This is a genomic window from Candidatus Pelagibacter communis (assembly GCF_001179965.1).
Classification (GTDB): domain Bacteria; phylum Pseudomonadota; class Alphaproteobacteria; order Pelagibacterales; family Pelagibacteraceae; genus Pelagibacter.
In genome coordinates, this window is the sequence record NZ_CVSH01000002.1 from 1 (window position 1) to 10,906 (window position 10,906).

12 protein-coding genes and 1 pseudogene are annotated in these 10,906 nt (G+C 27.1%); 8 read left to right on the forward strand and 5 right to left on the reverse strand.

Annotated features, from left to right (window positions below; all coding sequences use genetic code 11):
• The 3 genes from dapE to AMN73_RS00070 form a co-directional block, all read left to right on the forward strand.
• Positions 1-1,114, forward strand: a 1,114-nt coding sequence (gene dapE, locus AMN73_RS00060) for a succinyl-diaminopimelate desuccinylase (RefSeq protein WP_075534298.1), incomplete at its 5' end; no start/stop codon positions are given.
• Positions 1,111-2,034: a histone deacetylase family protein gene (locus tag AMN73_RS00065; RefSeq protein WP_075534299.1), complete on the forward strand. Its 924-nt coding sequence runs from the start codon at positions 1,111-1,113 to the stop codon at positions 2,032-2,034. The genes dapE and AMN73_RS00065, both read left to right, overlap by 4 nt.
• Before the next feature lie 30 nt (positions 2,035-2,064).
• Complete coding sequence (locus AMN73_RS00070) at positions 2,065-2,535, forward strand: SET domain-containing protein (protein ID WP_075534300.1); 471 nt, start codon at positions 2,065-2,067, stop codon at positions 2,533-2,535.
• On the opposite strand, the gene truA is transcribed toward AMN73_RS00070, so the two are convergent.
• From truA to AMN73_RS00090, 4 genes are read right to left on the reverse strand one after another with little or no spacing between them, the layout of a single operon-like run.
• Positions 2,525-3,265, reverse strand: a complete 741-nt coding sequence (gene truA / locus AMN73_RS00075) for a tRNA pseudouridine(38-40) synthase TruA (RefSeq protein ID WP_075534301.1) — start codon at positions 3,263-3,265, stop codon at positions 2,525-2,527. The genes AMN73_RS00070 and truA overlap by 11 nt on opposite strands.
• Positions 3,258-4,178, reverse strand: a complete 921-nt coding sequence (gene fmt, locus AMN73_RS00080; RefSeq protein WP_075534302.1) for a methionyl-tRNA formyltransferase — start codon at positions 4,176-4,178, stop codon at positions 3,258-3,260. Before fmt ends, truA begins: the two co-directional genes overlap by 8 nt.
• A gap of 2 nt (positions 4,179-4,180) precedes the next feature.
• On the reverse strand, positions 4,181-4,705 hold the full coding sequence (def, locus tag AMN73_RS00085) for a peptide deformylase (protein ID WP_075534303.1): 525 nt from the start codon (positions 4,703-4,705) through the stop codon (positions 4,181-4,183).
• 21 nt (positions 4,706-4,726) lie between these two features.
• Positions 4,727-6,481: a hypothetical protein gene (locus AMN73_RS00090; RefSeq protein ID WP_075534304.1), complete on the reverse strand. Its 1,755-nt coding sequence runs from the start codon at positions 6,479-6,481 to the stop codon at positions 4,727-4,729.
• Positions 6,482-6,707: 226 nt separating this feature from the next.
• On the opposite strand from AMN73_RS00090, the gene AMN73_RS00100 reads away from it, so the two are divergent.
• Together AMN73_RS00100 and aroB are read left to right on the forward strand one after the other, a co-directional pair.
• On the forward strand, positions 6,708-7,211 hold the full coding sequence (locus AMN73_RS00100; protein WP_075534306.1) for a shikimate kinase: 504 nt from the start codon (positions 6,708-6,710) through the stop codon (positions 7,209-7,211).
• Positions 7,201-8,307, forward strand: a complete 1,107-nt coding sequence (gene aroB, locus AMN73_RS00105; protein ID WP_075534307.1) for a 3-dehydroquinate synthase — start codon at positions 7,201-7,203, stop codon at positions 8,305-8,307. The genes AMN73_RS00100 and aroB overlap by 11 nt, the downstream gene beginning before the upstream one ends.
• On the opposite strand, the gene AMN73_RS00110 is transcribed toward aroB, so the two are convergent.
• On the reverse strand, positions 8,295-8,555 hold the full coding sequence (locus AMN73_RS00110; RefSeq protein WP_256997798.1) for a BolA family transcriptional regulator: 261 nt from the start codon (positions 8,553-8,555) through the stop codon (positions 8,295-8,297). The genes aroB and AMN73_RS00110 overlap by 13 nt on opposite strands.
• Positions 8,556-8,577: 22 nt before the next feature.
• Here AMN73_RS00110 and AMN73_RS00115 point away from each other — a divergent pair, with 22 nt between their 5' ends.
• From AMN73_RS00115 to AMN73_RS00125, 3 genes and pseudogenes are all read left to right on the forward strand, one after another.
• The gene (locus AMN73_RS00115) at positions 8,578-9,105 is read left to right on the forward strand and encodes a J domain-containing protein (protein WP_075534309.1); all 528 of its coding nucleotides are present in this window, start codon (positions 8,578-8,580) and stop codon (positions 9,103-9,105) included.
• Positions 9,095-10,069, forward strand: coding sequence for an AAA family ATPase (locus AMN73_RS00120; protein ID WP_075534310.1), 975 nt, complete (start codon positions 9,095-9,097; stop codon positions 10,067-10,069). Before AMN73_RS00115 ends, AMN73_RS00120 begins: the two co-directional genes overlap by 11 nt.
• Positions 10,070-10,906, forward strand: a pseudogene (locus tag AMN73_RS00125) (cobaltochelatase CobT-related protein); the annotation flags it as partial. It abuts the gene before it with no gap.

The following is a 10,906-nucleotide window of genomic DNA, read 5'->3' on the forward strand; positions in this document are numbered from 1 at the left end:
CTTCGGCTTCGGACAAGTTGCAGGAAATTTTATAAATGAACTTTCCAAAAAAAATAAAATAAAACTTGGTTTCAAAACAAAAATAATAGAATTTAAAGAAAAAGGTTTTCAACCTGTTAAAAATTTATATGCAAAATTAGGTACTAAAGAACCAAATTTATGTTATGCAGGTCACCTGGATGTAGTGCCTCCAGGAAATATAAAAGATTGGACAATAAAACCGTTTAGCCCATCAGTAAAAAAAGGCTATTTGATTGGAAGAGGTGCAAACGATATGAAAGGCTCTATAGCAGCGTTTGTTTCTGCTGTAAGTACTTTTTTATCAAAAAATAATAAATTTAATGGATCAATTAGTTTGCTAATTACAGGCGACGAAGAAGGTGATGCAATCAATGGTACGAGAAAAGTAGTTGAATATTTAAAAAAAAAAAGAGAGAAAATTAATTTTTGTTTAGTTGGGGAACCAACAAATCCAAATGTATTAGGTGAGATGATAAAAATTGGTCGTAGAGGCAGTTTGACTGGTAAATTAACTATATTGGGTCTACAAGGTCACGTAGCGTATCCACATAGAGCAAATAACCCTTCAACAATAATTGTCAAAATTTTAAAGGAATTAAAAGAGATAAGATTTGATAAAGGTACAAAAAATTTTCAACCTACAAATCTAGAAGTGACTAAAATAAATGTAAATAATACTGCTGACAATGTTATACCAGCAGAAGCTGAGGCAACATTTAATATAAGATTTAACAATAAGCATTCTTCTAAATCTTTAAAAAAAAGACTTAATATAATTTTCAAAAAAATAAGTAAAAAACATAAATCTAAATTTAAAATTGAGTATAGGGTTTCAGGTGAAGCTTTTTTGACTAAGCCTAACAAGACAACATTTATGGTTCAAAATGTTATAAAAAAAATTACAAAAATTAAGCCAAAATTGTCCACCACAGGTGGAACTTCAGACCTACGTTTTATAAAAGCTATATGTCCTGGTCTTGAATTTGGTTTGGTTGGTAAAACGATGCACAAAGTAGACGAGGCAGTATCTTTGAAAGATTTGAAAAAACTGACCAAGATTTATTTAAATATTTTACAAAATTATTTTAAGTGAAGACTGCAATCATTAGCTCTGACTCTTATGAAAAACATATCACAGGAGATGGTCACCCTGAACAACCAAAAAGGGTGATTGCAATTAAAGAAAAATTAAAGAAGAGACAGGATCTTATATGGGAAAAACCAGACAAAGTGCCAGAAGAAATTTTATCAATGACTCATTCAAAGGACTACATTGAAAATTTAAAAAATTCCTTCCCACAAAAAGGTCTTAAATTCTTAGATGGGGATACAGTTGTATCACCTGATAGCAAAGATGCTGTTTTTGATGCAGCAGGTTCAACAATTAGAGCAATAGATGGAATAGAAAATAATCAATTCAAAAATGCGTTTTGTTTAGCGAGACCACCCGGACATCATGCTGAAAAAAATAAAGCTATGGGATTTTGTTGTATTTCAAATGCGGGTGTCGCAACGAACTATTTAATAAATAAATACAAATACAAAAAAATTGCTTGTGTTGATTTTGATGTTCACTGGGGCAATGGAAATTACGATGTTATGCGAGGTAATAAAAATTCTTTATATATTTCTACTCACCAATATCCTTTTTACCCAGGAGGTGGAACAGATAAAGATAAGGGGGACTTTAACAACTCTTTAAATATCCCTTTGCCTGCTGGCACTAACTCTGAGGAATACTTTAATGCTTTTGATAGAGTTTTAGAAAGGTTGGTAAAATACAAGCCCGATTTTCTTTTGTTTTCTGCAGGCTTTGATGCACATAAAGACGATCCCTTGGCACAGTTTGAGTTAAGCTCAAAAGATTTTTATGAAATAACGAAAAGAACATTAATTGCAACTAACAAATTTACTAATGGGAAAGTCGTTTCTATTTTAGAGGGAGGATATGACTTAAACGCACTTGCTGAAAGTGCTAACGAGCATGTTAACGCACTTTTAGAATTTTGTTGATTAAATAAATATTCTTAATAGATAAGACACATGAGGCTATATAAAGTTATAAAATCAAATATAGATAAAAAGGGATTAGTTGCAGCTAAAAATATTAAATCTGGAACTAGAATAATTCGCTATAAAGGAAAAATAATTTCAAATAAACAAGTTGAAGAAAATCCAAAATTTGATAACTCGAAAGACATTTATTTGTTCGATTTAAATAAAAGATTTTCTTTAGATGGAGATTTTTCTTGGAACACAGCAAGACTTATTAATCATTCGTGTAGTCCAAATTGTGAAGTTGAGGGTACTGGATTTAAGATTTGGGTAACAGCAATTCGTGATATAAAAAAAAATGAGGAACTTACGTATGACTATGGATTTAGCTATGACTCTGACTATAAACAATTTCCTTGCAAATGCCGATCTAAAAATTGTTGTGGATATATAGTTCGAGAAGAAAGTAGATGGAGAATAAACAAAAAATATAAGAAGAGCTTACGAATTAGTAGATAACCTTTTCTAGAAATAATCCATACGGTGGTGCTGGTGGAGCACACAATTTTCTTTTCTTTGAAACTAGAACAGCTTTAAATTTTTTTATATTCCACTTTTTTTCTCCTAAAACTTTCAAACATCCAACCATAGATCTTACTTGTTGTTGTAAAAAAGACTTAGATTTGAATTTTATCACTATCAAATTTTTAATTTTTTTTACTTTGACATAACTCATGGTTTTAATTGGACTTTTTGCTGAGCATGTAGAGGCTCTGAAAGTAGAGAAGTCTTTTTTGCCCTCTAATAACTTTGCTCCTTTTTTCATTGTTTGAATATCTATTTTATTTTTAATGTGCCATCCTCTATTCATGAAAATTGATGGATTACTCTCTCTATTAAATATTATGTATTTATAAATCCTAAATTTAGCCGAATATCTTGCGTGAAAATCATTTTTTTTTTTTATTATTGAAATAATTGAAATTAACTTTTTTTTTAAAAAGTAATTCAGAGAATTTAATAACTTTTTTTTATTATTAATAATTTTTGTAGTTTCAAAATGTGCTGATTGCTCTAATGCATGCACCCCAGCATCAGTTCGCCCAGCTCCTATCAATTTAACTTGTGTTTTAAGTAACCTAGATAGTATTATTTCAATAGTTTTTTGAACAGAATTTCCTTTTTTTTGTGTTTGCCATCCAATAAATTTTGTGCCCTCATACTCTATCAATATTTGGTATCTATACATTGCTTAAAAAAAGACCTTTTTTAATTTGAGAGCCTAATAAGAATTCTGGTGTTTTTTGAGGCTTTTTTCCCTCTCTCTGTATCATCATGACTTTAATAGACTTTTCTTTACAAGCAATCTCTAAGCTATCTCCAATAATTTCACCGGGCTTTCCACTCAAATTATTTAATTCAGCTTTAAGAATTTTATATCTAGCTCCTTGGAAGATAAAATGAGCACCATTTAATCCATTTATTTTTGCGATAACACTTTTTGCTGGTGTGTTCCAATCAATACTACTCTCTTTTTTATCAATTTTTTTTGCATAAGTAGCATTGCTGTGATCTTGATCTCTAAATTTAGCTTTATCATCTAATATGTCGTCGATATCATCTAATATTTTTTCTACTGCTAAATCAGATAATTTTTCTGATAAATCATCTGAGCTATCCTTTTCATCAATATCAATTTCATAAGACTTACATACTGGTCCTTCATCTAATTGAGAATTAATTTTCATAATACTTATTCCAGTTTTTTTTTCCAAATTCATTATAGCTCTTTGAATTGGAGCAGCTCCTCTATATTTAGGGAGTAAAGACGCATGAATATTTATAAATCCTTTTTTTGTTAAATTTAAAAAACTTTCAGGAATGATTTGACCATATGCTATCACTAGGCACATATCAGCATCTATATTTTTTAAATACTCATACTCTTCTTGATTATTCTTTAAAGTAACTGGTGTTCTAACTTCTAAACTCAATGTCTCAGAAATTGAATGAACAGGAGATTTGGTTACTTTCATACCTCTATTAGATTTTTTTGGAGCTTGTGTATAAACAGTAACTATGGGATATCCATTCTGATATAGAGATTTTAATATTTTTACGGCAAAAACAGAAGTGCCCATAAAAACAATTTTTTTAAGCATTTTTAAACAACTATTCTATCAGGGTCTTGTTTAGTTTTTGAGAGTTTTTTAATTATTATATCTCTTTTAAGTTTCGATAAATAATCAATTATCAAACGACCATCCAAATGGTTTATTTCATGTTGAATACAAGTTGATAATAAATCATCACATTTAATTTCTTTTTTTTTTCCATCTATATTAATATATTCAATCCAGCAAAGTTTTGGTCTTTCAATTTCTATAAAAGTATCTGGCAAACTAAGACAGCCCTCTTCATAAACCGATTTTTCATCGCTTTGTTTTTTAATTACAGGATTTATAAAACATAAGGGGTCTTTTTTTTCCTCATCTTTGGATACATCTAAAACTATTATTCTTTTTGGTATACCTACTTGGATTGCTGCAAGACCAATTCCTTTATTGTGGTACATAGTTTCAAATAAATCCTTGATAAGTTTTTTTTCCTCTTTACCAACGTTTTCTAATGGTTCAGATATTTTTCTTAAAGTATCACTAGGAACAGTAATTATTTTTTTTAAGGGCATAAATATATTGTATTATTAAATTTATGCTTTTAAAGGTATAGTTTTTAAAATCATATCGTTTCTAATTTTATCTATACCTAGTTTATTTAATGTAGATATTATAAAATAAAGGCTTTCTGTGCCTAAATCTTTTAAATTATCCTCGCCTATAATCTCAACCAATCTAAGTAATATCATTGCTATTTCACCATCGTTAATCATGACTTGAATATCAGTTGGTATATTTGCACTATCTAATTCGAAATACTCTTTATTTTTTTCCGAGATTTGAACACCGTCAGATATAAGAGCCTCAATTACAATTAAGTCTTTAGTAGAAAAGTAATATTTTTGATTTTTTTTTATTTTCTTTAACATTTTATTAAGTTCTTTTTCAGCTTTTTCAACTTCCATATTATTTTCAAAATATCTAACTAATTTCGATTGATGAATTATTTTATTATTTATTTTTATTTTTTTATTTTGGTTTTTTTTTTCAGCAAGATGGTAATTATAAAATTCCAAATATTCTGATGGGATATTTTTTTCATCTATTTCCTCCAGCATTTCAACTAATTTTTTATCTAATGCATTACCAATTTCACTTTTATCAAAACTATTTTTTAAAATTTCTAAAATTTTAATTTTATAAGCGTCATCTTTTGAGAGCAAATAACCCTGATATAACAATGCTCTTGACTGATTTTCAGGAAGTAGTTTGTAAGACTCTTCAATCGAAATGAGCTGATTAATATTAAATTTATACCTAGTGTATAAATTTAACAAATCACTTTCTGAGTAGTTGCCCTTATGAGTTTCTTTTTCAATTGAAATAACCTTTGCATCATCTTCAATTACAACTTCATCTACACTAATTAATAAATTATTATTTCTTAGATAATTCCAAATAAGCTGATTTGTAGTATCTTTTGGTATATACGAAAAATTTGGATTTGTTTTGTGAGATAAATGGAAATCTAAAATATTTTTTTCTGATATTGTAGCATCAATTTCATTTGAATAACCCATTAAATATTCAAATTTTTTTTCAAAAAATTTATCTTTGAAACCATTTTCCTTTAAAAGATCAAATTGCATTTGAGCAATTTCATTTTGATCTTTATAAATAAAACAATAAACTTTGAATTTGGCCAAATATTTATCCTCATCAAAAGACTCTAAATTTGAAAGAATTTGGCAAGCATCATTTAAATTATTGTTTGATAAATTTTGTTCCAAATAATACTTAACTAAATCCTGGTCAATTTTTTCAGAATTTTTTAATAAGAATTCCTTTATTAGATTTAAATCATTTACTCTTATAAGCCAATTAGTCTTTAGTTTAAGAAATTCATCTATAGTTAAATTATTTTTTGGTGGAAGAGCATTGGTTAAAATTAATTTATTGTATAAATCTTTAGCATCATTTGACAAATTAAGTTTATTTAGTTTTTCAATAATATTTAATATTTTTTCTCCATCTGATAATTGCCACATGTTTAAAGTTAAATCATGTTCTGCAGGATCAAATAAACCTACAAGATAATTTTTTTCGTCTACATTTATTTTATTATCTAATTCGATTGATGTGGTTGATTGATTATTAAGTGTTTGTATAATTAATGAGTCACCCTCTGGTTCCTCTAAATTATTTTGCTCAATACTATTCTCATTATTTGAGTTATTATTGATACTCCATATATCTACTGGCTCATTTGAAAAGAGGTTTGTAAATAATAAGTAAGAAAATAAAATTTTAAATAATAAAATTTTATTTAATAACTTTAAGATTTTCATTAGGGATTATTTTTTCAATCTTTTTATTTGGAGAGGGAAAATTAATTTGATCTACTAAGAGTAGTATTATAAAAAATAAAAAAAATACTAACGCAATTTTAATAATTAACTTTATTAAATAGTTAGACTTACCAATTGCTTGCTTTTTTTGAAAATACATATAACGTTTTTATATTAAATCAAATTAAGACAATATTATGTTTTTTCAATAGAGATATTTATTTATATGAAAAAAAACCTTGTTTTATTAGGCATGCCTGGATCTGGAAAAAGTAGTTTGGGTAAATTGTTGGCTAAAATTACTGGTCTAAAACTTTATGATATTGATAAATTAATTATTGAAGAAATTGGTTTAGAAATTGCAGAAATTTTCCAAACCAAAGGGGAAGAGTTTTTTAGAAAAATTGAGGAAAAAAAAACTTTAGAAATTTTAAAAAAATCAAACAATATTATTGCATTAGGAGGGGGAGCATTTCTAAATGAAAAAATCAGGTCAAAAATACTTAAAAATGATTATTCAGTATGGCTTAAATGGGATAAAGAAACTCTAACTTCTAGATTAACAAAGAGTAAAAAAAGACCTATTACTTATAGCTTAAAAAAGAATGATTTAATCAAATTGATCGAAAAAAGAGCTAAAATATATTCTTTGGCAAAATTTAAAATTAATTGTGATAAACTATCAAAACAAGAAATTGCCAAAAAAATTTTAGAAATATATGAAAAATAATAAAATTATAATCAGTGCAGCGAATTCTAAATATGAGATTTTAATTGGATCAAATCTAATTAATAAACTTGATAAAATTTTAAAATCTAAATTACCTAAGTCTGAAAAATATTTGATTGTGTTTGATAGCAAAGTCCCATTTAAGATGATCAAAAAATTAAAACAAAAAATCAAAAAAAAAGTGATTTTGTATAAATTTTCCTCAAGTGAAAAAAATAAAGACCAGCATAATGTAAATAAATTACTAACTGTAATGCAAAAATATAACTTTAATAGAAATGATTCTTTAATTGCAGTTGGAGGCGGAGTTGTTGGTGATGTTTCTGGATTTACTGCAAGTATTTTTAAAAGAGGGCTAAAATTTATTAACATACCAACGACTTTATTAGCGCAAGTTGATAGTAGTATAGGTGGAAAAACTGGTGTTAACACAAGCTTTGGTAAAAATTTAATAGGATCTTTTTATCAACCAAATTTAGTTATAGCTGACATTGACTTCTTAAAATCTCTTCCAAAAAGAGAAATCATTTGTGGATATGCAGAAATTTTTAAACACTCTATTATTTCTGACAAAAAGTTCTTTAATTTTTTACTTAAGAATTTTGATAAAATAATCAAACTTAAACAACCATTTATTAATAAAGCTATTTATAAAAGTTGTTTAATTAAAAAAAGAATAGTTGAAAAAGACGAAAAGGAAAAAAACTTAAGAAAGACTCTTAACCTTGGACATACTTTTGCACATTCTTACGAAGCTTCATACAAATATTCGAAAAAACTAAATCATGGTGAGGCGGTTTTGCTTGGAATTAATAGTGCCTCCGAATTTAGTTTAAAGGAGAAATTTTTAAATCTTAGAGAACATAATTTAATCAAAGAACATATTTATACTATTGATAAGTCACTTCATGTAAAAAATTATTTTGGTAAAAAAGATGTGGGTAAACTTTTAGAGTTTATGAAAAACGATAAAAAAAATAATAGTAATAAAATAAACTTAATTTTAATTAAAAAAATCGGAAATGTAACATATAATAATTTTTTTGATTTGAATAAGATCTCTAAATTTATAAGGCTTCAATTTTATAATATGTGAATCTGGATTGAATGGATATAATTTTGAATTTCATTTGATAGAATATTATAAATTTTTTTATTTGAGTCTATTTTGCTTAATAACTTGAGCTCATTTGATTTAATAGTCAATTTAATGTGATACTTATTTTTGTTATGACTTTTATGATTAACGTGCAGAAATGTTTTATCCTCAATTGATATTTTTTCACAAGAAATTTTTTCTTGAATTTTTTTTTTAATTTTTAAATTTAATGTTTCTATATCCATAAAAATTATATTATTATATAGCATGAAAACAATTTGTGATTGGAATAATTGCTTTGAAATAGGAGAATACAAAGCACCAATAGAGAAAGATAATAGCAAGAATTTTAGACTATTATGCTTAAAGCATGTTAAAGAATTTAATAAAAACTGGAATTATTTTTCGGGTATGAGCGATAGAGAGGTGATACAGTTTCTTAAAAGTGACGCAACATGGCACAAGCCAACACAAGGTTTTAGCTCATCGGATAATTTTTTTAAGGTATTGTGGAATAATGCGTTAAATGATGGATTCGATGATTTAAAATTTAAAAATCAATTTAATACTAAAGGAAATTTGAAATTTACTAACAATGATATAAAAGCCTTTGCTGTCTTGGGTATTTCAGTTGGTTTAAAATGGGACAAAATACAGCAGAAGTTTAAAAAACTTGTTAAAAAATTTCACCCTGATATTAATTCAGGTGACAAAAATTATGAAGAAAAGCTTAAAGTAATTACTTTAGCATACACACAATTAAAAAATACTTATAGGAAAAACATTGATAAATAATTTAAATATCAAACCTGACATAAAGTTATCTGTTAAACAAACTTTTGGGATTGACTCTGAGATTGAGGTTGAGGCTTTTTCGAAAAAAAATGATTATGTTCCTGAAATTGATAAAAATTATATATTTGATAGAGATACAACACTAGCAATACTTTCGGGATTCTCATTTAACAAAAGAGTCCTTGTTCAAGGTTATCATGGTACAGGAAAATCTACACATATAGAACAGGTAGCTGCAAGATTAAATTGGCCTTGCATTCGTATAAATCTAGACAGTCACGTAAGTAGAATTGATTTAATTGGTAAAGATGCAATAACAATTAAAGATAGTAAACAAATAACAGAATTTAAAGAAGGGATACTACCTTGGTCAATTCAAAATCCTGTTGCTTTAGTCTTCGACGAGTATGATGCTGGGAGACCTGACGTGATGTTTGTAATCCAAAGAGTTTTAGAGGCTGATGGGAGTTTTACACTTCTTGATAAAAATAAAGTAATAAAACAAAATAAATATTTTAGATTGTTCGCAACATCAAATACAGTAGGGCTAGGTGATACAACAGGTTTGTATCATGGTACTCAGCAAATAAACCAGGGTCAGATGGACAGGTGGAATATTGTAACTTCTTTAAATTACTTAAGCCTAGAGAAAGAGATGGAAATAATTTTGGCCAAGAATAAAAATTTAAATAATGCAAAAGGAAAGGAAAAAGTTGCAAATATGATTAAAGTTGCAACTTTAACAAGGAAAGGTTTCATAGCTGGCGATATTTCTACAGTTATGAGTCCCAGGACCGTTTTACATTGGGTAGAGAATTCTGAAATTTTCAAGGATATTGGTTATGGCTTTAGAGTGACTTTTTTAAATAAATGCGATGAGATTGAAAAGAATATAATCGCCGAATATTACCAGAGATGTTTTGGTGAAGAATTGCCAGAGTCTATGTTAAATATTCAAAGTTAAATGAGCAAAGAAGATAATTTTAAAGAAAAATTTAAATTAGCCCTTTTATCAACTGCTAACGCTATTGCAGACGATTATTCTCCCAATAATGACAAAAAAAATAAAAAAAAGTCAAAAATAGATCTTTTTGAATTAGATAAATTAGAGAGTAGAAGTGATTTTGTTAAATATAGAGCCGAGATTGACTCGGGCGCTTTAAAAAGAAAATTTTCAAATACAGAAATATTTAGGAATAATTTTCCACAAAATTCATCATATAAACAGCTTTATGAATTATCTGAAAAAATAAGATGCGAGATATTAGGTTCAAATATACTTAAAGGTGTTGGTGCAAATCTGAAAGAAAACTACACAAATGAAATTTTAACAAAAAAAAAAGATCAGTTATTTTCTAAAGAGGATGTAAGTGTAATAGAGGCATTTGAATTATATATGCTTAAGAATTTCTATAAAATAAATTTAAATAGCCTTAATGAAAAAATTTTAAGTTATTGGGAAAATGATTTTGACAAATCCTTAAAAAAACATATTAATTTTCTTTTAGAAAATTTAGAAAATCAAGATATATATAATTCGAAAGTATCAGAGATATTACAAAATTTGGATATATTTGATGATACAAATGAAAGTAAAAACCAAGAAGATCAACAAAATGATAATAATGAGGCTGATACAGATCAAAATAATACCGATACTGATAGCGACAATAATGAAGAAAATAAGCAACGAGATGATAGTGAGGAAAGTTTTGACTCCGAATATGATTTTAGCGAGCACAAGATTGATGAACAGATTGTTGATACAGACTCAGAAAAGCAAAGCAGCGAGACAATTATT